Source organism: Cellulomonas sp. GTC20042 (assembly GCF_055389595.1).
In genome coordinates, this window is the sequence record NZ_AP043678.1 from 72,708 (window position 1) to 93,705 (window position 20,998).

At 75.0% G+C, this 20,998-nt stretch carries 18 protein-coding genes; 8 read left to right on the top strand and 10 right to left on the bottom strand.

What is annotated here, in order from left to right:
- Positions 1–6: 6 nt before the first annotated feature.
- Entirely contained in the window at positions 7–1,320 is a 1,314-nt protein-coding gene (locus ACZ5HG_RS00380) for a Fic family protein (protein ID WP_464179517.1), read from the bottom strand.
- A 167-nt stretch (positions 1,321–1,487) separates the two neighbouring features.
- Between ACZ5HG_RS00380 and ACZ5HG_RS00385 the strand changes: the two genes are divergently transcribed.
- The gene (locus ACZ5HG_RS00385; protein ID WP_464179519.1) at positions 1,488–2,261 is read left to right on the top strand and encodes an HAD-IIB family hydrolase; all 774 of its coding nucleotides are present in this window, start codon (positions 1,488–1,490) and stop codon (positions 2,259–2,261) included.
- Positions 2,262–2,317: 56 nt separating this feature from the next.
- Positions 2,318–3,097: a DUF1206 domain-containing protein gene (locus ACZ5HG_RS00390; RefSeq protein WP_464179521.1), complete on the top strand. Its 780-nt coding sequence runs from the start codon at positions 2,318–2,320 to the stop codon at positions 3,095–3,097.
- Positions 3,098–3,106: 9 nt separating this feature from the next.
- Here the strand turns inward: ACZ5HG_RS00390 and ACZ5HG_RS00395 are convergent, their stop codons facing one another.
- Positions 3,107–5,746 (bottom strand): multicopper oxidase domain-containing protein, encoded by a 2,640-nt coding sequence (locus ACZ5HG_RS00395; protein WP_464179523.1) that lies wholly within the window; start codon positions 5,744–5,746, stop codon positions 3,107–3,109.
- The gene (locus ACZ5HG_RS00400) at positions 5,743–6,903 is read right to left on the bottom strand and encodes a hypothetical protein (RefSeq protein WP_464179525.1); all 1,161 of its coding nucleotides are present in this window, start codon (positions 6,901–6,903) and stop codon (positions 5,743–5,745) included. The genes ACZ5HG_RS00395 and ACZ5HG_RS00400 overlap by 4 nt, the downstream gene beginning before the upstream one ends.
- 85 nt (positions 6,904–6,988) lie before the next feature.
- On the opposite strand from ACZ5HG_RS00400, the gene ACZ5HG_RS00405 reads away from it, so the two are divergent.
- Both ACZ5HG_RS00405 and ACZ5HG_RS00410 read left to right on the top strand, forming a co-directional pair.
- The gene (locus tag ACZ5HG_RS00405) at positions 6,989–7,684 is read left to right on the top strand and encodes a helix-turn-helix transcriptional regulator (protein WP_464179527.1); all 696 of its coding nucleotides are present in this window, start codon (positions 6,989–6,991) and stop codon (positions 7,682–7,684) included.
- Between the two features lie 44 nt (positions 7,685–7,728).
- Positions 7,729–8,040 carry a DUF2249 domain-containing protein gene (locus ACZ5HG_RS00410; protein WP_464179530.1) on the top strand — a complete coding sequence of 104 codons (312 nt, stop codon included), beginning with the start codon at positions 7,729–7,731 and terminating at the stop codon, positions 8,038–8,040.
- Here ACZ5HG_RS00410 and ACZ5HG_RS00415 read toward each other — a convergent pair.
- Positions 8,037–8,606, bottom strand: a complete 570-nt coding sequence (locus tag ACZ5HG_RS00415) for a dihydrofolate reductase family protein (protein WP_464179532.1) — start codon at positions 8,604–8,606, stop codon at positions 8,037–8,039. The genes ACZ5HG_RS00410 and ACZ5HG_RS00415 overlap by 4 nt on opposite strands.
- A 181-nt stretch (positions 8,607–8,787) precedes the next feature.
- On the opposite strand from ACZ5HG_RS00415, the gene ACZ5HG_RS00420 reads away from it, so the two are divergent.
- On the top strand, positions 8,788–9,780 hold the full coding sequence (locus ACZ5HG_RS00420) for an LLM class flavin-dependent oxidoreductase (RefSeq protein ID WP_464179535.1): 993 nt from the start codon (positions 8,788–8,790) through the stop codon (positions 9,778–9,780).
- A gap of 82 nt (positions 9,781–9,862) precedes the next feature.
- Positions 9,863–10,384: a hypothetical protein gene (locus ACZ5HG_RS00425; protein WP_464179537.1), complete on the top strand. Its 522-nt coding sequence runs from the start codon at positions 9,863–9,865 to the stop codon at positions 10,382–10,384.
- 63 nt (positions 10,385–10,447) lie between these two features.
- Here the strand turns inward: ACZ5HG_RS00425 and ACZ5HG_RS00430 are convergent, their stop codons facing one another.
- From ACZ5HG_RS00430 to ACZ5HG_RS00455, 6 genes are all read right to left on the bottom strand, one after another.
- A complete protein-coding gene (locus ACZ5HG_RS00430) occupies positions 10,448–12,433 on the bottom strand; it encodes a hypothetical protein (RefSeq protein WP_464179539.1) in 1,986 nt (661 codons plus the stop codon).
- A 226-nt stretch (positions 12,434–12,659) separates the two neighbouring features.
- Positions 12,660–14,942, bottom strand: coding sequence for an Ig-like domain repeat protein (locus tag ACZ5HG_RS00435; protein ID WP_464179541.1), 2,283 nt, complete (start codon positions 14,940–14,942; stop codon positions 12,660–12,662).
- A 177-nt stretch (positions 14,943–15,119) separates the two neighbouring features.
- On the bottom strand, positions 15,120–15,617 hold the full coding sequence (locus ACZ5HG_RS00440) for an FBP domain-containing protein (RefSeq protein WP_464179542.1): 498 nt from the start codon (positions 15,615–15,617) through the stop codon (positions 15,120–15,122).
- Between the two features lie 382 nt (positions 15,618–15,999).
- The gene (locus ACZ5HG_RS00445; RefSeq protein ID WP_464179544.1) at positions 16,000–17,067 is read right to left on the bottom strand and encodes a CNNM domain-containing protein; all 1,068 of its coding nucleotides are present in this window, start codon (positions 17,065–17,067) and stop codon (positions 16,000–16,002) included.
- Positions 17,064–18,437 (bottom strand): hemolysin family protein, encoded by a 1,374-nt coding sequence (locus ACZ5HG_RS00450; protein ID WP_464179546.1) that lies wholly within the window; start codon positions 18,435–18,437, stop codon positions 17,064–17,066. Before ACZ5HG_RS00450 ends, ACZ5HG_RS00445 begins: the two co-directional genes overlap by 4 nt.
- A 139-nt stretch (positions 18,438–18,576) precedes the next feature.
- On the bottom strand, positions 18,577–19,260 hold the full coding sequence (locus ACZ5HG_RS00455) for a LiaF transmembrane domain-containing protein (RefSeq protein ID WP_464179549.1): 684 nt from the start codon (positions 19,258–19,260) through the stop codon (positions 18,577–18,579).
- Positions 19,261–19,352: 92 nt separating this feature from the next.
- On the opposite strand from ACZ5HG_RS00455, the gene ACZ5HG_RS00460 reads away from it, so the two are divergent.
- Positions 19,353–20,129: an HAD family hydrolase gene (locus ACZ5HG_RS00460; protein WP_464179551.1), complete on the top strand. Its 777-nt coding sequence runs from the start codon at positions 19,353–19,355 to the stop codon at positions 20,127–20,129.
- Positions 20,126–20,956 (top strand): endo alpha-1,4 polygalactosaminidase, encoded by an 831-nt coding sequence (locus tag ACZ5HG_RS00465; protein ID WP_464179553.1) that lies wholly within the window; start codon positions 20,126–20,128, stop codon positions 20,954–20,956. The genes ACZ5HG_RS00460 and ACZ5HG_RS00465 overlap by 4 nt, the downstream gene beginning before the upstream one ends.
- Positions 20,957–20,998: the final 42 nt, after the last annotated feature.

The window sequence follows — 20,998 nt, forward strand, 5'->3', positions numbered from 1 at the left end:
TGCGTGCTACCGGCTCCGATGCGGTCCCGGGTGTCCTGAGGGGAGTGTGCACGGCACGCCCTTGCGGACCAGCAGCTCGCCGCACCGTGCGCCGCGGTAGGTGCGGCGCGGGACGACCGGCGGCATCTCGGGGACCGTCACGCTGGGGGGACCGGGGACGTATCGGTCCATCAGGCGGAGCACCTCGCCGGCCTGGAAGACGAGCTGGCGCTTGAACCGTCCTCCGGCAGGCTGGACGATCCCGATCCGCTGGAGCTCGGTGAGCGCGGTGGTCGCAGTCGCGCGGCTGACCCCGAGCCGGTCGGTGACGAAGCCCGCGGTGAGCACCGGCTGCTCGACCAGGAGATCGACCAGCCGGTGCACGGAGGAGTCCGAGCGCAGCCGATCGACGTAGGGGCGCCAGGTGGTGACGATCCGCTCGACCTCGTCGATCATCTCGTCCGCGAGGTCCGCAGCGCGCAGCACAGCGTCCAGGAAGTAGTCGAGGAACGTCTCCCTCGCCACCGCCATCGTCTCTGGTGCGTCGTCGCGAGGCCGGAACGCGGTGAGCGCGCGCACGTACCCGTCGGTGTCGTCCCGGAGGACGAGCGAGAGCGGGAGGACCCCCTGATCGACGACGCCGGAGCGGGCGAGGGCGCCGTGGAACAGCACGCGGCCGGTGCGCCCGTTGCCGTCCTCGTAGGGGTGGATCGTCTCGAACTGCGCGTGCAGCAGGGCCGCGGTGACGAGTGGTGGGTCGCCGGCCTCGGACACGTACGCCAGCAGATCGGCCATCGCGGCCTCGACCTCGTCGTGCGGCGGAGCGACGTGCTGCGCGGTCAGCGGCGAGGACCCGCCGATGTACACCTGACGATCGCGATACCGGCCATCGCTGCGGGTGTCGAGCAGGGCGCGGTGCACCTCGTGCACGTCGGCGTGGGCCCAGGTCGGCTTCACCAGGGCGGAGACGGACTGCGCCATCGCGTCGACGTTGCGCAGCACGCTGCGCGAGGTGGCGCTGGTGCCGTGCAGGTCGTCGAGCCGCGCGGCCATGACGTTCCGCGGGTTGTCCCGGATCCCCTCGATCCACGAGGAGGCGATCGACTCCGAGCGGAGCAAGGTGGCGTACAGCAGGGGGGTGGGACGGTCACGCAGCCGCTGGCCGAGGACGGCGAGCCGCGCACTGGCGTCGGTGACCAGATCGGCGGTTCCCGGGCTCAGGCCGAGCGGGACCCGGGGAAGCGGGTCCGGGTGGTAGCGCAGGTAGCTGCCACCGACGCGGTCCTGCCGCCGGACACCACGGAAGTCGGGAGGCACCTCGACCCGTTCCCAGTGCGCCACAGCCCGTCACCTCCCGGCCTTCCGTATGGGAAATCAGAATAAGCCATATTTAACGGGTTCGGGCGAGCATCCTCGCTCGAGCCGTCTTGCGCACGGCGGGTCCCGGCCGCCGCACGGTAACCTCGATCGCCCGGCCCGGACGGCGGTCGACCACCCAGGAGGACTCCTTGCCCACGCAGCCCGCGCTCGTCGCCTTCGACCTCGACGACACCCTCGCACCCTCGAAGTCGCCGCTGGACCCGCGGATGGCCGACCTGCTGGTCGAGCTGCTGGACGTCGCGCAGGTGTGCATCATCTCGGGCGGCCAGTTCGGCCAGTTCCAGATGCAGGTGATCGAGCGGCTGCCCGAGCAGGCCGGTGACGCGCTGGCCCGGCTGCACCTGATGCCGACCTGCGGCACCCAGTACTGGCTGCACCGCGACGGCACCTGGCACCAGGAGTACGCGGAGAACCTCACCGAGGACGAGAAGGCCCGCGCGCTGGCGGCGGTCGAGGAGCAGGCCAAGCTGCTCGGCCTGTGGGAGGCGGAGACCTGGGGCCCGATCCTGGAGGACCGCGGCTCGCAGATCACCTTCTCGGCCCTCGGCCAGGCGGCCCCGGTCGCGGCGAAGAGCGCCTGGGACCCGAGCGGCGAGAAGAAGTCGACGCTGCGCCAGGCCGTCGCGGACCTGCTGCCCGACCTGGAGGTGCGCTCCGGCGGCTCCACCTCGGTCGACATCACCCGCAAGGGGATCGACAAGGCCTACGGCATGACGCGCCTGGCCGAGCTCACCGGCGTCCCGCTGGACGACATGCTGTTCGTCGGCGACCGCCTGGACGAGGCCGGCAACGACTACCCGGTGCTGGCCCTGGGCGTGGACTGCCACGCCGTCGAGGGCTGGGAGGACACCGCCGCCTACCTGGAGGAGCTGATCCCCCGCCTGCGCGCCGCGCAGGGCTGAGCCGGGGCGGGCCGCTCACCGCGCGCCGGGGCGTCGGGGCTGCGATCGTCGGAGGCATGACCGGACACGTGCAGCAGGCTGCGTCCCGCGCGGGCGACCACCCCGTCCTGGAGACCGGCGCCCGCCTCGGGTACGCCGCGAGCGGGGTGCTGCACCTGCTGCTCGCCTGGGTGACGGTCCAGCTCGCGTGGACCTCCGGCGGGGAGCAGGCCGACCAGCAGGGTGCCCTGGCGCAGCTCGCCGAGAACGGGCTCGGGCTCGCGCTGCTGTGGGTGCTGCTGGTGGGGTTCGTGCTGCTGGCGCTGTGGCAGGCCACCGAGGCCGTCGCGCACGGGGAGGCCGCCGACCGGGCGAAGAACGCCGCGAAGGCGGTCACCTACGGCGTGCTGGCCGCGACCACCCTGACCGTGCTGCTCGGCGGCGGGTCGGGCGGCGGCGGGTCCGGGCAGGCGACCTCGACGCTGCTGGGATCGGTCGGCGGTCGGCTCCTGGTCGGGGCGGTCGGCGTCGGCGTGGTGGCGGTCGGCGGGTACCACGTGGTCAAGGGCTGGCGGGAGACGTTCCTGGACGACCTGCGCGCGCACCCGGCGGCGTGGGTGCGACGGTCCGGGCGGATCGGCTACGTCGGCAAGGGTGCGGCGCTCGCGGTGGTCGGCGTGCTGCTGGTGGTCGCGGCCGTGCGCAGCGACCCGGAGCAGGCCGAGGGGCTGGACGCCGCCCTGCACGCGCTGGCCGGGCTGCCGTTCGGGGCGGTGCTGCTGACGCTGGTCGCGCTCGGGTTCGCCGGGTACGGGGTGTACGCGGTGGCCGGGCGCGCGCGGTACGCGAAGGTCTGACCGCCGCCGTCACTCCGTGACCGCGAACCGCCCCTGCGCCCCCGACTCGGCGTCGCCCATCGCGTGCGTGACGAAGGAGTAGGTGCCGGCCTCGGGGAAGGTGAGCTCGACGAACCCGCCCTCCGCCGGTTGCAGCGCGAGCACCTGCGATCCGCCGGTGCCGGTGGACCCGCCGTCGCGCAGCACCCAGTCGCCCTCGCGGTAGACGGTGTCGAACTGCCCGCCGACCACGTGGAACGCCGACGGCCGGTTCGGTCCGGCGTCCAGCACCCAGATCCGCACCCGCTCGCCGACGTTCGCGGTCAACGGCCTGTCCCGGTACTGGTTGGCGTAGCCGTTGAACAGCACCAGGTCGGGCTGCTGCGCGGCCACCTTCGCCTCGTCGGCGGTGCCGCCCTGCACACCCAGGTAGGCCTCGGACTGCACGATCACGTACTCGCGGTCGGCCTCCGGCAGGCCGGGCGGGTCGATCACGACGGCGCCGGTCATGCCGTTGGCGATGTGCAGGCTCATCGGCATGGTCGAGCAGTGGTACATCCAGATCCCGGACCGCTCGGCGGTGAAGGTGTAGGTCAGGGTCTCGCCCGGGGCGATCGTGCGCATGACGTCGTCCGGGGCCAGCGCGCCGGCGTGGAAGTCGATCGAGTGGCCGATCGTGCCGTCGTTGACCAGCGTGATCACGAAGGTGTCCCCGACCCTGCCGTGCAGCACCGGCCCGGGGGCGGTGCCGCCGAACGTCCACACCGTGCGGGTGACGCCGGGGGCCACCTCCTGCTCGGTCTCGGTGACCTCCAGCGTGACGTGGTGGGTGGTGCCGTCCTCGACCGGGGGCAGCGTGGCGTCGCGCGCCTCGAAGCCGGCGGCGGGGGAGGCCATCAGGTCGAGCAGGTCGGCGGCGTCCAGGCCGGCGGCGTCGCCGTGCCCGGCCATGTCGTGCCCGGTGTGCTCCGTGCCGTCGGCGGGGGAGGCGGTCGTCGCGGACCCGGTCACCACCACGTCCAGCGTCATCCCCATCAGCCGGTGGCCGGACACCGAGCACCAGCCCGCCAGGTCCGCACCGACCACGCCGACGTCGACGGTGGCGGAGGCTCCCGGGGCCAGTCGGCCGGAAGTCGCCCCGCCGTCCAGCACCAGGTCGTGCACGGTGCTGTCGGCGTTGGTCAGCACGATCACCAGCCGGTCGCCGGCGGGCACCTCGACCCGGTCCGGGACGAACACCATGTCCTGCGCCTCGACCTCGACGGTGGTGGTGCGGCCGGTGGGCGCGATGCCGGTGCTGCTCGTCCCGTCGGTGCCGGCGGCCAGGGTGAGGCCGGCGGCGGTCGGGTCGATCGCGACGCCGAGCACCATGGTGAGCAGCAGCGCGCCGACGGCTGCGGTGGCGGCACCGCGTCGACGCGCACCGGCCACCGGGTCGGGCACGACCGGCGGCGCGGGCGGCGGCAGCTGCCCGGGGGCGGGCGCGGGGGCCGACCGGGCGATCCGCACCGCGCGCACCGCCAGTACGCCGAACGCCAGCGCGGCACCGAGCCCGACGACGGCGCCGACCACCCGCACGGTGCTCGGTCCGACCAGGAGCAGCAGCAGACCGCCGTTCAGCAGTGTGCAGCGCACGGCGGCCCCACGGTCGAGCTCGGCCGCCGTGCGCCGGGTGATCGCAGGTCCGCCGCCGAGCACCACGGGCAGCAGGGTGGACAGCGCGCCGATCAGCACCTGCCCGGCCAGGCCGACCACCACGGCGGGTGCGAGCGCGGACAGCCGGGGCACGGACGCCGCCCAGCTGCCGGCGGTGAGCACCACGACGGCCAGCCCGGCGGTGGAGGCCGCCCACCAGAGCACGGCCGCGCCGACACTCCACGCCGCGAACGTGCGTGGCGCCGAGGCGCGGGCCTGCCGCACCAGCACCCGCGCCAGCAGCGCGATCCCGGCCAGCCCCACGGCGGCGCCGATGCCGACCAGCGCCCGCAGGTCGACGGCCGGGCCGAGCGCGACCAGCACGGGGGCCGCGGCGACCAGCGGCATCGCGCGCCGGGCGTCCTGCTCGGCGGTGGCGTCGATCCGGGTGCGCAGCACGGTCGGCCACAGCACCACCAGCGTCGCGGCGACGGTCACCGCCACCCAGCCGAGCAGGGTGAGCGCGACGTGCGCGACGTACCAGCGCGCGTAGGCCTCCGGCCCCGGCTCCAGCCGTGCCATCACCACGCCGCAGACGATCCCGGGGAGCAGCAGCACCCCGGCCGCCACGTACCAGCGCGCCAGGTGCCCGAAGCGGGACGGCAGTGCCCCGCGACCCTGCCGGGCGATCCCGACCGCCTGCGCGAGCGCCGCGCCGCCGACCGCGGTGGCCCCGGCGACCAGCACCGGGGTGCTGCCGACGGCCTGCCCGAGGATCACGCCCAGCGCGCCGACGGTGTGCAGCGCGAGCCGCACGGTGAGCCCGCGCGGGCTGCCGGGCCGGCGGATCAGGGTGTCCGCGAAGTGCTGGCTCCAGATCAGGATCGCGGTGCTGACCCCACCGACCAGCAGCAGGTGCACCATCAGCCACCCGGACCCGGGCACGGAGCGGTGCAGCAGCGCGACCACGGCGGCGGCGAGCAGCCAGGCCAGCACCAGGGCGTTGGCGCGCAGGTGACGGTCGGCGCGGGTCATGCCGGTCCTCCGGTGGTCAGCGGGATCGTGGGGTCGGCGGTGGCAGGAGCAGTGCGATCGGGGCGAGCGGTGCGCCGCACCGGTCCGCGCAGCGCCGACCCGGCGGCCACCGCCAGGAAGCCGAGCAGCGCGACGATGTTGCCGACCCCGCCGACCTGCACCGCCACCGGCAGGTCGCGCGCGTCGCCCACCAGCACCCGGAGCACCAGGGTGGCGTGCAGCAGCACCAGCGGCGCGTACATCACCGGTCGGTAGGGCAGCGGCCGGCGCAGCACTGCGGGCAGGATCACCGGGGCGTGCGCCATCACCATCGAGATGACGAAGCCGAGGAACACGCTGTGCAGCACCGCGTCGTACGCGGGCCCGGCGAGCACGGCGCCGCGGGTCAGCCAGACCGCGCCGGCCACCGCCAGCCAGGCGTAGCCGCCGAGCATCGCGCAGGCCATGAACCGGGGCAGGCCGGTGCCGCGGACGGTGCGGCGGGCGACGTCGTGCCGGGCGAGGGTCGCCACCAGGCCGAGCAGCACCAGGCCGAGCAGCGTGCCGCCGATCCCCGGGTGCAGCAGCGCGACCGTGGCAGCCACCGCCCAGGCGCAGGACAGCAGCCAGACCGTGTCCTCCGCGCGGGCCGACGGCGCGCCGACGCGCATGAGCTCGAGGCGTTCCCCGGCGATCGTGAGCACCAGGAACCCGGCGAGGCAGGGCACCAGGTGCGGCACCGGTACGCCGGCCGCCCAGAGCACGGCGGCGGCCAGGGCGTGCACCGCGCCGAGCGCCTGCACGGCGAGCGCGGCGGCGGGCTGCTTGCGCCAGACCACCAGGTAGATCGCGATCAGGACCGCGCACCCGGCGACCAGGCCGATCTGCCCGACCAGCAGCGGTGCCGGGGTGAGCAGCGCCAGGCCGCCGAGCCCGAGCAGGGCCGGCGCGGCCATCAGCGGGGCGCGGCGGACCGCGACGGCCCGTTCCAGGGCGACCAGGGTCCCGACGAAGCCGAGCACCATCAGCACGCCGTGCACCTCGGGCAGCCGGTCGCTGCGCACCGGTGCGGGCAGCCCGAGCAGCAGCAGGGCCGCGTCCAGGCCGGCCAGCAGCGCGAGGGCGCCGGGCACCAGCAGCACGACGTGGCGTGGGACGGGGGTCCCGGTATTTTTCACTGTTCGAGGGTATTTAATGGGAGGAGCGCCGCAGCAGGGACCTCCGTCCCACGGCGCCCCACCGACGACCCGGGGAGGGTGTGGCATGACCGACCGGCACCCGCCCGAGCCCGTCGCACCGGCCGGCAGCCGCGCCGACCTGCTCGACCTGCTCCGCTCCGAGGGCTCGGCCACCGTTCCCGCGCTGGCCGCCCGCACCGGGCTGCACGGCAACACCGTGCGCACCCACCTGCAGCACCTCGCCGCGCAGGGGCACGTGGTCAGCGTGCCGGAGGACCGGTCGGTGCGGGGCCGCCCGCGGCTGGTCTACCGCGCTGTCACCGCGCGACCCGGCGATCCGGTGGTGCCGCGCGCCGACGAGGGAGCCGCCCGTGCCGCGCTGACCCGGATGCTGCTCGCCGGCTACGGCGCCGACCTGGCGGACGTGCCCGCTGCCGCGGTGGCCGCCGGTGAGCAGCTGCTCGCGGAGCTGCCCGGGCACGCCCAGGCCACCGGCACCGGGCGCGCCGCCCAGCAGGCCGCGCTGCTCGACCACCTGGACCGGCTCGGCTTCGACCCCGAGGCAGCCGCCGACGGCAGCGCCGTCGACCTGCGTCGCTGCCCGTTCCTCGACCTGGCCCGCGCCCGGCCGGAGGTGGTCTGCGCGGTCCACCTGGGCCTGGCCCGCCGGCTGCTCGCCGGCACCGACGGCCCGCTGCGCGCGGGCCGGCTGGTCCCGTTCACCGGACCGCGCCGCTGCACGTTGCACCTGACCGACGCGCACCTGACCGACGCGGCCTGACCGGCCGCCGACCCGACCCCGACCCCATCCGGAGGAGCATCACCGTGAACCAGCCCGTCGAGATCCTGCCCACCGCACCGACCACCGAGCCGGCCGCGCACGCCTGCGGCTGCGGCGGCCACGACGAGGCCGACCCGGTGCTCGACGTGCGCACGATCCCGCACGCCATCCGGCACGCGACGGTCTTCGGTGCCTTCGACGCGATCGCCCCGGGCGCCGCGCTGGTGATCGTCGCCCCGCACCGCCCGCTGCCGCTGCTGGCCCAGCTCGCCGACCGCGCGCCGATCGATGTCGAGTACCTGGTCGACGGGCCCGAGGCGTGGCACGTGCGGATCACGCGCGTGCCGCAGGACTAGGCCGGCTCCGCGGTCGTCTCCCGGACCCGGTGGTGCAGGTGCACGACGCCGTTGCCGAACCGCCGCACGTGCAGCAGCTCCAGGTCGAGCCGGACGTCGCGGGGCAGCGCGCGGGTGCCGCCGCCGACCAGCACCGGGGAGACGAACAGGTGGACCTCGTGCACCAGGCCTGCGCGCAGGGCGGCCCCGGCCAGGTGCGCGCCGCCGATCAGCAGGTCCTGCTCGGAGGTGGTGACCAGCCGGCGCACCTCGTCGGGGTCGAAGTCGTGCTCGATCCGGGTGCGGACGGTCGAGGGCGTCTCCAGCGTGCGGGAGTACACGATCTTCTCGGTGGCGCGCCACAGCCGGGCGTACTCCTGGATGACCGGCGGCTCGTCGGCGGTCGGCATGGTCTCCCAGGCGACCATCACGTCGTACACCCGCCGCCCGTACAGGTAGGTGCCGACGCCCTGGTGCAGGTCGTTGACGGCCTGGTGCACCTCCTCGTCGGGGGCGCTCCAGTCGAAGCGGCCGTCCCGGTCGGCGACGAACCCGTCCAGCGAGGTGATGGCGCAGTAGCGGAGCATGCCCACGCGGTCCTCCAGGTGATCGTCACCGGTGCTCGGCGACCAGCAGAGCACATCGGGGGCGGCGCCGCGCGGCGGGGACCTGACCGATCCGGGTGCGGCTGGGTACGGTCGGGGCATGAGTGCCGACGCCGCCGCCCTGGGCCCCGCCGATCCGGGTGCGGCTGGGTACGGTCGGGGCATGAGTGCCGACGCCGCCGCCCTGGGCCCCGCCGTGACCGCTGCCGACCTGCCCGACGTGGGGGTGATGCTGCCCCGCGACCTGCCCGCCGACCAGGTGCTGCCGTTCGCCCGGCGCGCCGAGGAGCTCGGGTTCGCCGAGCTGTGGGTGGTGGAGGACCTCGGCTTCCGCGGTGGCGTCGCGCAGGCCGCTGCGGTGCTCGCGGCCACCGAGCGGATCCGGGTCGGCGTGGGGATCCTGCCGGCGGCGGCGCGCAACGTCGGCTTCGCCGCGATGGAGGCCTCCACGCTGGCCGAGCTGTTCCCGGAGCGGGTGGTGCTCGGCGTCGGTCACGGCATGCCGGACTGGATGCGCCAGGTCGGCGCGTGGCCGGAGAGCATCCTCACCTACCTGGAGGAGCACGTGACGGCGCTGCGCGCCCTGCTGCGCGGCGAGGAGGTCACGGTCGACGGCCGCTACGTGCACCTGGACCACCTGCGTCTGGAGGGGGAGCGGGCGACCCCGCCGCCGGTGCTCGCCGGGGTGCGCGGGCCGCGCTCGCTGGCCCTGGCCGGGCGGGTGGCCGACGGCACGGTGCTGGCGGAGCCGGCGACCCCCGAGTACATCCGGACCGTCCGCGCGCAGATCGGCGACGCCCCCGGGCACCGGGTGGTGACCTACGACGTGGCGGCGGTCGGGTCGGACGCCGACGCCGCCCGCGCGGTGGCCCGCACCGGCCTGCTGTGGATCGGCGACCCGGGCTGGGCGCCGCACGTCGACCCGCTGGACTTCGTCGAGGAGTTCCGGGCGCTGCGGGCGTCGGCGGCGGACCGCGCGGCGTTCGCGGCGGCGCTGCCGGACGCGTGGGTGGACCGGCTGGCGATCACCGGGACGCCGGAGCAGGCGCGCGCCGCGCTGGCCGCCCGTGCCGCCGCCGGGGCCGACGCGGTGGTGCTGATCCCGGCCGGCCCGGACCCGCTCGTCGCGCTGGACGCGCTGGCCAGCGTCCTCTGATCGGGCGTCACCGCTGGACAGCGGGCGTTGTGTCCGGTTCAGTGCTCGGGAAGCGCATCCCCGAGGGAGGAGTCGACGACACATGGGCCTGATGGATCGGTACAAGGCGTTGTTCACCGGACCGGCGGTCGACCTGGCCGCCGAGATCGGCGGCGTGCTGGGCGCGGACGACCCGCTGCTCGTGCACACGCAGGTCGTGCCGAGCGCCTTCACCCGGGGTGGTGGCGGTGGTCTGAGCGCGTCCGGCCGGCTGCTCAGCGCCGCGACGGCCGCGGTCGGCACGGCGGTCTCCGGCGCCCGGCACGTCGAGGGCGACGAGGGATCGATCGCCCGCACGCTGCCCCGCGACGCCGGTCCGTACGTGCTTGCGCTCAGCACCCGCGCCCTGACCCTGTGGGACTTCGGCATGATGCTGAACTCGGTGCCGGGCGACCTGCTGGTCACGATCCCCCGCGCGCAGGTCGCCTCGATCGAGGACACCGGCACGAAGGCCCAGGGCGGCGTGCCGGTCGTCCGGGTCACCTTCGCCGACGCCTCGTCCTTCGACTACCGCCTGATGGACAAGCCCGGGCCCGAGGTCTGGGACGTGCTCCGCACGGTCTGACGACGCACGACAGCCCTCCGACCACGGGGTCGGAGGGCTGTCGGCGTTCCCGCCGGGGCGCGGTCAGCGGGTCGCGCGGACCCTGCGGGCGAGCAGCACCAGGCCGCCGCCGAGCGCGAGCAGCAGCCAGGCGCCGGTCATCAGCGCACTGGTCTGCGCGCCGGTGGCCGCCAGCGCCGGGGTGGCACCCGGGGTCGCCAGCACCACGCTCAGCTTCGCCCACCGGCCGGAGGTGCCGCCGGTGGCGATCACCGTGTGCGACCCCACCGGCACGTCGGCGGGAACGGTGGCCCGCAGCCGCGCGACGCCGTCGGCGCCGGCGATCGCGGTGCCGAGGAAGACCGGGTCGGAGTGCAGGTAGAACGCGACGGTCTCACCGGGCTCGAAGCCCTCGGCGACCAGGTCCATCTGCTGACCCGGGGCGGTGGCGGCCTTCGGGGTCGCCAGGTCGGCGGTCGGCGTGCCGGATGCGCGCGCCGGCTCGCCGGTCACGGTGACCGTCACCGTGCGGCTGACCGCGGCGGTGGTCTCGGTGGCCGGCAGGGTCACCGTCAGGGTGTGCACGCCGGGCGTGAGCACCGGCAGCGTGATCGACAGGTCGGTGCCGGTCACGGCCCCGGAGGCGATCAGGGTGCTGCCCTCGCGCACCTCGTACCGGGCCGGCAGCGGAGCGCCGACCTGCGCGGTGAGCACGCCGGCGGTGGCCACCGGCACCGTGAGGGTGCCGGGGACGGTCAGCGTGGGCGCCGGCCCCTGCACGGTGATCGTGCCGGTGCCGACGGCCTCGAGGTAGCGCTGGCCGCCGGAGGAGCCGCGGGCGTAGGAGTGGCCGCCGGAGTCGCCCGGGTAGGACGCGGTGACGGTGTACGTGCCGGGTGCCAGGTCGGCGAAGGAGGCGGACGTGGCGCCGTCCTGCAGGGTGACGACCTGCTCGGCGGCGGAGCCGGTCACGGTGACGGTGATGTCGCCGGTGGGGGCGGGCGCCCCGGCGGGGCCGGCGACGGTGATCGGCACCACGGCGGTGCCGCCGGCGGCGATCGTGCGGGAGCCCACGGTCACGGTCGGCTGCGCGAGCACCTGCACCGAGGAGGAGGACACCACGAACGGCTCGGCGGCCCCGGGCACGGTGGCGGTGACCTCCGCGCCGATCCGGGTGCCGAGGTCGGCGACGGTCGGCGTGTAGGTGGTGCCGGTGGCGCCGTCGACCGACTGGTAGTCGCGGGTCCAGGCGTAGGTGAACGTGGTGCCCTCGGGCCAGGTGCCGGGGGCGACCGTGAGCGTCCGGCCGATCCGGGCGGTGTCCTCGACGGTGCCGGACAGCCGCGGCTGACCGGGCTCGTTCACGCTGACCCGCACGTCGGCGGACACCGACGGCAGGTAGCCCTCGGCGCCGGTGTACTCGACCCGGTACACGGTGGTGGCCGAGGGGCGCAGGGTGAAGTACGCGTCGTGGTTCGCGGAGAGCTGCCAGGCGTTGTCCGCGTACACGCCGTTCGCGAACAGCCGGACGGTGCCGCCGACCGCGCCCGGCACGGTGGCGACGAGCGTGACGGTCTGGTCGCCGAACAGCGTCTGCGTGCTCGCGGTGAGGGTGGTCGTGGTGGCGACGTCGGTGGTGCTGCTCCCCTCGGCCACGGTGACCGGGATCGAGTCGGCGATCAGCCCCTCGAGGTCGGTCGCGCAGCCGACCTGGAGCGCGTAGTCGCCGGCAGCGACGCCGTCCAGGTCGAGCGTGAGCGTGCCGTGGCGCTCGGTCCCGGGATCGGTGCTGGTGACCGTGCCGGACCCGGAGGTGACGCCCTCCTCGGCCGCGAGGTCGATCAGGTCCCACGTCACGGGGCCGACCGGCTCGGTCTGGTCGAAGTAGCAGGCGAAGGAGTAGGTCGCGCTGCCCTCGCTCGTCGGCTCCCCGACGGAGGTCTGCTCGATCGACACGCCGCGCTGCGAGGCGAGGGCGACGCCCGGCACCGCCGTGGCGATCAGCACCCCCGCCACGATCGCTGCAGCGGGACGTCGGGCGCCCCGCCAGATCTGTCGTGCTGCGTGCACGTCACTTCCTCTCTCGACGGGGGATCGCCCCGTGGTCCGGACCTGCGTCCGATCGGCCGGGCGAGCGGGTGAAAGAGGGTTCCCGAGGCAACGATCGCGGTCGCCCACCCGGGTGGGTGAACGGAAAACGCTCACCCGTCCGCGTGGGGTGCGCCGGCCGGGTGGGTGACGCACGACGGCCCCCTGACCACGCGGGTCAGGGGGCCGTCACGCCGGGGTCGTCGGGTCAGCGCGCGGCGCGCACCTTCCGGGCCAGGACCACGAGGCCACCACCGAGCGCCAGCAGCACCCAGGCGCCGGTCATCAGACCGCCGGCCTGCGCACCCGTGGCCGCTAGGGCCGGGGCCGCGGTCGGCACGCCGAGCACGATGCTCAGCTGGGCCCACCGACCGGAGGTGCCGCCGGTGGCGATCACGGTGTGGTTGCCGAGCGGGGCATCGGCCGGGATGGTGGCCCGCAGCCGGGCGATCCCGTCGGCGCCCGCGACGGCGGTGCCGAGGAACACCGGGTCGGAGTGCATGTAGAACGCGACCGTCTCACCGGGCTCGAAGCCCTCGGCGACCAGGTCCATCTGCTGCCCCGGCCGGGTGGCCCCCAGCGGCGTCGCCAGGTCGGCGGTCGGCGTGCCGGACGCGCGCGGCGGCTCGCCCGTGACGGTCACCCGCACGGCACGGCTGGCCGCGGCGGTGGTCGCGGACTCCGGCAGGTCGATCACCAGGTCGTGCGCACCGGGGGCGAGCACGGGCAGGGTGATCGCCAGGGTCGTGCCGGTCGCGGGCACGACGCCCTCGGCCAGCACCGTCGAGCCCTCGCGGACCGAGTACCGCTCGGGGCGCGGGCTGCCGATCGTCACGTCCAGCGTGCCGGCCGTGGCGACCGGGACGGTCAGGTCGGTCGGCGTGACGACCGGGGCCGGCTTGACCACCTGCACGGTGCCCGATCCGGTGGCCGGCAGGTAGGCGTGCGACTGCGGGACCGACATCAGCATGAACGACGGGTGCATCTGACCCTCGCCGGAGTAGGCGACGGTGACCGCGTAGGTGCCCACGGCGAGACCCGGCACCGTGACGGTGGCGGAACCGTTCACCAGCGCCACGCCCGGCACGACGACCGGGGTGCCGGAGGTCGGGGTCAGGGTGACGTCGACCGTGCCGGTCGCCACCGGGCCGCCCGCGGGGCCGGCGACCTTCACCGGGACCACGGCGTCGGCGCCGACGACGATCTGCGAGGAGCCCACCGTGACGGTCGGCGTGGTGACGACCGACCAGGCGTAGAAGACGTCGTACTCGGAACCCATGCCGGGCGCGGAGGCGTCCACCCGGACGTTCACGACCTTGCCCAGGTCGGCGACCCGCGGCGTGTAGGTGGCGGTGGTGGCACCCGGGACGTCGGTGTAGTCGACCTCCCACTGGTAGGTGAAGGTCGTGCCGACGGGCCAGCCGGCGGTGACGACGCTCAGCGGGCGGCCGAGCACGGCGTTGCCGTCGTCGTCGGTGCCGGACAGGTCCCAGTCGCCGGTGGCGAGGATGCCGGGGTTGATCCACCGCGAGGCCTCGCTGGTGGCGGTGGCCGAACCCTCCGGGCCGAGCGACGGGTGGGTGCCGGTGACCTCGACGGTCAGCGGCTTGTCCAGGTCGGCGGCGACCGGGGTGTAGGTGGCGCCGGTGCCGACCTGCTGCCCGTCGACCTTCCACACGTAGGAGTAGGTGACGCCGCTGGGCGACCAGGTGCCGAGGTCGGCCACCGAGGCCGCCTCGCCGACGCGCACCGGCTCGGAGATCGCGACGTGCGCCGGGGCGGTGACCTGGGTGATCACGGTGACGGTGACGGGGCTGGAGGTCGAGCCCAGGTAGGTGTCGGGGACACCCGCGTAGGTGGCGGTGACCGCGGTGGTGGCGGGGAAGCCCTGCACGATGCTCGCGGTGTGGCCGGCACCCACGGTCGCGGTGCCGAGGGTGCCGTTGCCGTCCGTGAAGGTCACGTCGCCGCCGACGGCGCCCGGCACGGTGGCGGTCAGCGTGACGGCCTGCCCGGGGAGCGCGGACTGCGGCGAGGCGCTGAGCGACGTGGTGGTCGTGGCGGCGCTCGCGGCGAGGGAGACCGGCCGGGTCGGGTTGACGCTGCCACCGGGACCGTCGCCGAAGCACTTGACCTGGAGCTGGTACGTGCCGGCGGCGCGCCCGGTGTAGTTCATGGTGAACGTGCCGGCGCGCTCGGTCGACGTGTTCGTGGTCACGTCGATCGAGCCGAACCCGTAGAACGGGACTCCTCCGGGGCCGTAGAGGTAGGCCTGCGCCCCCACGGTCTCCTGCTCGTCCGTGAACGTGCACTCGAAGGCGTAGGTGACGGTCTGCCCGACCTTCTCCTCGCCGGACACATAGCTGATCGAGCCGCCCTGCCCGACTGCGGCGCCGGCTGTCGTCGGGACGGCCAGCGCGATGAGCGCCGCCGCCATGGTCACGGCGGCAGGCCGTCGCACGGCCTCCCACCACTGTCGTGCTCTGGACACGGTCCCCCCCCGGGATCTCGACGGGGCTCGTCCCCGTCACTGGTCTGAACGGGGGGCCCATCGGCCGGGCGACCGGGTGAGAGAGCGTTCCTGAGGGTCGGATCTCTCACCCGGTCGGGTGGCGCGCATGATCACGGGGCGGTCGGGTCGGACTTCACCCGGCGCCTCGCACCGGGATCAGCTGGTGCTGCGGACCTCCGCGATGAACCGGGCGGAGCGTTCCCGCAGGCCGGCGACGCGCGCCGCCACGACGGCCGCCGGGTCGCCGTCGCCGACCTCGGTCCGGGTGGGCCGCCGACGCGCGTTCGCGGAGCAGGAGAAGTTCGCGCAGACCAGCGTGCCGATCGAGTTGCCGTCCCGGCCGGAGGCGCCGCCGCGACGGGCCACCCAGAAGCCGACCTCGTGCGGCACGGTGACGTCCTCGCACCAGGCGCAGATCGCGCGCTTGGGGCCGAGGCGGGTCTCGCCGGTGCGCAGCACGATCCCGACCGGCCGGTCCTCGACCAGGGTGACGACGTAGGCCATCCGGGGGGCCTTGCGGTCCACCCACCCGAGCAGGTCGAGCCGCTCCCAGTCGGTGCTGTCCAGGTCGAGCGGGAGGGTGGCGTCGCGGGCCTCGCGACGGGAGCAGTTGACGAAGGAGGCGTGGATCTCGGCGGGGGTCAGGGGTCGCATGGCAGGGCTCGGCTCTCGGTGCGCAGGGTGGGCGTCCGGGCGCGGGGCGACCGGGTCCGACGTGCGGACGGCAGGGGTCGCCCTCGCGGCGCCGGGTGCGGCGGGGAGGGGATGGCTGTCGGTGCCCGTGCGCTCGCGGACCGCCGGCCGACTCGGTGCCGGGGCGGTGCGCTGGTGGGGTGCCCGACCGGTGGGCCGGTCAGGCGCGGTGAGCGACGGACGACGTCGCGTCAACCGAGGTGGCCTCGACGGCCGGCCCCGCTCTCTGCGGCAGACGACATCCCGCGATCTCCTCCTGGCGATGGGCGGCGCAGATCGCGGCCCGTGGTCGGCGACCATGATGCGCCCAGGTCGCCGACCACGTCGAGCCGATTGCGGCCGCTCAGCCCGCAGCGACCGCCGGAGCGGCGCCCGTGGTGCGGGGGAACAGGCGGCTGAGCACGTCGTTCAGGGTGATCACGCCCACCGAACCGTCCGCCCCGGTGACGACCGCCAGGTGGCTGCTGCCCTCCCGCATGGCGGACAGCGCCGCGTAGACCGGGGTGTCGGCGGCGAGCGCGAGCACCGGGCGGATCACCGGGGCGATCGGCGACCCGGCTTCGGCGGTCAGCGTGTCCCGCACGTGCACCGCCCCGGTGACCGGCGTGGCCGCGCCGTCGACCGGTCGCATGCCGCCCGCGCGCACCAGCACCCGCAGGTGACCGGATCGGCGCGAGGCGTCCTGCACCTCGGCGACGGTGGCGCCGGGGTCGACCGCGGTCGGGACGGTGCCCGGCCGGCCGGCCAGCAGCAGGTCCGCCACGGTGAGCGAGGTGAGCTCCAGCGCGCCGGTGAGCTGCGCGGAGTACGCCGCGTCCAGCGCGCCGACGTTGGCGGAGTGCTCCACCAGGTGCCGCAGGTCGTCCGGGTTCTGGCCGGAGGAGACGTTGGCGCTGGGCTCGACGCCGACCCGGCGCAGGCACCAGTTCGCCATCTCGTTCAGCGCCCGCAGCAGCGGGCGGGTCAGCCACATGAACCCGCGCATCGGCAGCGCCAGCAGGGTCGCCGAGGCCTCCGGGTGCGCGATGGCCCAGGACTTCGGCGCCATCTCGCCGACCACCAGGTGCAGGAAGGTCACGATGATCAGCGCCAGCACGAAGCCGAGCACGTCCGCCGCCCACAGCGCCACGCCCCACTGCTCGAACAGCGGGGTCAGCCAGTGGTGCACCGCGGGCTTGGTGATCGCACCGAGCGCCAGGGTGCAGGCGGTGATGCCGAGCTGGGACCCGGCGAGCAGCACGGTCAGCTCGCCGGAGGACCGCAGGGCGGCACGGGCGGAGCGGCTGCGCGACGCGGCGTCCTCCAGGCGGTGCCGCTTGGCGCCGAGCAGCGCGAACTCGACGGCGACGAAGAACGCGCTCAGCGCGATCAGTGCGACGGTGACCAGGGCGACGACCCAGGGGTTGCTCATCGGTCCTCCTCCGGGACGTCGGCCTGCTCGATGGTCACCCGCAGGCTCGCGGGGACGTGCCGCTCGACGGCCAGCACCTCGGCGCGCAGCACCGGCGGCTCGGGCGGTGACGGCAGCGCCAGGTCGGCCGGGTCCGGCGGCAGCGGGATCCGCACCACCGTGCCGACCGCGGGCAGGGCGCCGTGCGCGGCGATCACCAGGCCGGCGATCGTCTCGCGGTCGCCCTCGGGCAGGTCGTGGCCGACGGCCCGCTCGACCTCGTCCACGTGCACGTCGCCGGCCATCACCCACACGCCGTCCTCGGCGTCGCCCGCCACCAGCGGGGCCACCTCGGCGTCGTGCTCGTCGGTGATCTCGCCGACCAGCTCCTCGGCCAGGTCCTCCAGCGTGACGACGCCGGCCAGGCCGCCGTACTCGTCCACCACGCAGGCCAGCTGGTTGCGCGATCCGGCGAGCATCGCCAGCGCGTCCGGCAGCGCCATGGTGGTCGGCACGACGGCGGGCGGGCGCATCAGCGTGGTCACCGCGGCGGCCGGGTCGTGGTCGGCGGCCAGCAGGTCCGGCAGGTGCACCACGCCGACCACCTGCTCGTCCGCGTCCAGCACGGGGTAGCGGGAGTGCCCGGTGCTCATCAGCTCGCGCACGCGGCCCAGGGTGTCCTCGGCGCGCACCACGTCCATCCGGGCGCGCGGGATCATCGCGTGCTCGACGTCGCGCTCCGGGAAGTCGAGGATCCGGTCCAGCAGCACCGACAGCTCGGCGGGCAGGTCACCGCTCTCCCGCGAGTCCGCGACGATGTGCTCCAGGTCGCGGGCGGTGGCGGAGTGCTCCACGTCGTGCACCGGCTCGATCCGCAGCGCGCGGAGCAGCAGGTTCGACGCCTGGTCGAAGATCCTGATCAGCCAGCCGAACACCGTCAGGTACGCGGTGGTCGACCCGGCGAGCCTCACGGCCACCGGCTCGGGGCGGGCGATGGCGAGGTTCTTCGGGAACAGCTCGCCGAAGATCATCTGCACCAGCGTCGAGAGGAGCAGGGCCAGCACCGTGCCGACCGCGATCCCGACACCGGTCGGCACGCCGACCCCGCCGAGGGCCTCGCCCAGCGCCTCGCCGATCAGCGGCTCGGCCACGTAGCCGACCAGCAGACCGGTGATCGTGATGCCGAGCTGTGCGCCGGACAGCATGAAGGACGTGCGGCGGGTCACCGCCAGCGCGCGCTGGGCGGCCGTGTCACCGGCGGCCGAGCGGCTGGACAGGCGCGAGCGGTCGACCGCCATGTAGGCGAACTCCTGCGCCACGAAGTAGCCGGTCAGGGCCGTGATCGCGAGGACCACGACCACGCCGACCAGCAGGGACAGCACCCAGGTCATCGTGCACCGCCCCTCGCGCGCTCATCGGCGTGGGGGCGGCAAGGACTGTGACTGTCCGCGTCCATCTCTCTCCAGGTCGGGTGGGCCGCCCGAGAGGCGCGGCAGCCGCTCAACGTGCGGTGACGCGGACGAGTTCCCGCTAGTTCTTGATCTCCATGCCGCCCATGATGCAGGTGGCGTCCACGCGCAGCACCGGGGCGTCCGGGTCCAGCGGGGGCGTGGTCTTGTCGTCCCACCCGCCGAGGATCGGCAGCCCGTGCACCTCGACGCGCCAGCCCTCCGGCACCTTGATCTCGATGCCGCCCATCATCGCGAACACCGCGATCTGCGCGCGCTGCTGGATCCACGCCTTGCGCAGGTCCACCTCGATGCCGCCCATGATCGCGGTGAGGCTGCCGCCCTGGAAGTCCTGCGTGCGGGGCTTGCGCTCGGTGCCCCACCAGAACACGAAGGCGGAGATCGCGGTGTCCTGGTCGCCGGTGGGTCGAGCCCGTCCGCCGGAGATGATCGCGATGCCGACCACGATCACCGCCAGCGGCCACAGCACGCCCCACACGTCCAGGTCGACGCCGGGCAGCTGGGCGATCAGCAGCAGGGTGCCGAGCGCGATGATCGCCAGCGGGCCGGCGGGCGCCCGCGGGGTGCTGATCAGGGCGGCGACGCCGACGGCGATGATCACCACCGGCCAGCCGTGGCCCCACACCCAGCCCCAGTCGATGTCGACCACGCCGAGGCGGTCCAGCAGGGCGGCCACCCCGCCGACGACGAGGACCAGGCCGACCACGGCCTGCGCGACGTTGCGACGATCCCGGGTGGTCTCCATGCCGGGATGCTAGCGGGGCCTGGGGTCGCCGAACGGTGGATCAGCAGGTCGGGTCCCGATCCGCCGGACGACCCGCTGGCTAGGCTCGACGCGTGACGACCGCGCCGAGCACGAGCCGTGACCACCGCACCGCAGCCCTCGACGGGGCGGTGCCCCGGTTCGCCGGGGTGCTGCTGGACTGGAACGGCACGATCGCCGCGCCGCCGGCCTACGCCGACCTGGTCGCCGAGGCGCTGACCGCCCTCGGCCGCCCCGCCGGGCCCGCGGAGGTCGGAGGCGTGCTCGCCGCCCTGCGGTCGACGCAGACCGCGCGGGTCGACGACCCGGAGGTGGACCTCGAGCGCGCCGCCCACCGCGCCGCGTACCTGGGCTGGTACCGCGCCGCCGGGCTGGACGACACCCTCGCGCTCGCGCTCTACGCGCGGGTGGCCGACCCCGCCGAGCACCGGTTCGCCGCCGACGCGGGGGAGCTGCTGGCCGCGCTGCACGACGGCGGGGTGCGGGTGGGCGTCCTCTCCGACATCCACGCCGACCTGCGCCCCGGGTTCGCCGCGCAGGCGCTGCCCGACGGTCGTCCCTGGGACACCCTGGTCGACGCCTTCGCGCTGTCCTTCCAGACCCGTTACGTGAAGCCGGACCCGGGCGCCTTCACCTGGGCGCTCGACGCGCTGGACCTGGGCGCGGACCAGGTGCTGATGGTCGGCGACCGCGCTGGCTGGGACGGCGCCGCGGTGGCGCTCGGCATGACGACGCTGCTGCTGCCCTCGCTCGCCGACCCGGCCGAGCGGCGGCTGCAGCGCGTGCTCGACCTCGTCCTGCCCGGCGCGGTGCTGCCGGGGCCGCCGATCCTGCCGGGAGCGGTGCGGTGAGGCGGGCGGCCGTCGCGCTCGCGCTGGTGCTCGCGCTCGCGGGCTGCACGCAGGACGAGACGCCGGTCGCCACCGGGCCCGCCGAGCGGGTGCCGGACGGTGCACCGCCCGCGGGCACGATCGTCGACTACCAGCTCGGCGGTGCCTACGAGCCTGCCGAGGGCGTGGGCGGCGTGGTGCGGGACGCCTCCGACGAGCCCGCCGACGGCCTGTGGTCCGGCTGCTACGTCAACGGCTTCCAGACCCAGCCCGGCGATCGTGACCTGTGGCTGGACGAGCACCCCGACCTGGTGCTGCGCGACGAGGACGGCACCCCGGTCGCCGACCCCGCCTGGCCGGACGAGATGCTGCTCGACACCTCCACCGACGAGAAGCGCGCCGGGATCGTCGCGGTGCTGGGCGAGGTCGTGCGGTCCTGCGCGGAGCGCGGCTTCGACGCCGTCGAGCTCGACAACCTCGACACGTTCACGCGGTCGGACGGGAGGCTCACCGAGGACGACGCGGTGGACCTGGCGCGGCGGTACGCGGAGGTCGCCCACGAGGCGGGCCTGGCCGTCGGGCAGAAGAACGCCGCCGACCTGGGGCTGCGCGGACGCGACGAGGCCGGCTTCGACTTCGTGGTCGCCGAGGAGTGCCACCGGTGGGACGAGTGCGCGGGCTACACCGACGTCTACGGCGACGCGGTGCTGGACATCGAGTACACGGACGACCTGCGGGGCACCTGGGCCGAGGTCTGCGCCGACCCGCAGGTACCCGCGTCGACCATCCTGCGTGACCGCGACCTCGGCGTCCCCGGGTCGGCCGAGTACGCCTTCGACCACTGCTGACCGGGTCCTGACCTGAGGCGACGCCGCTCGACGGGCCAGATC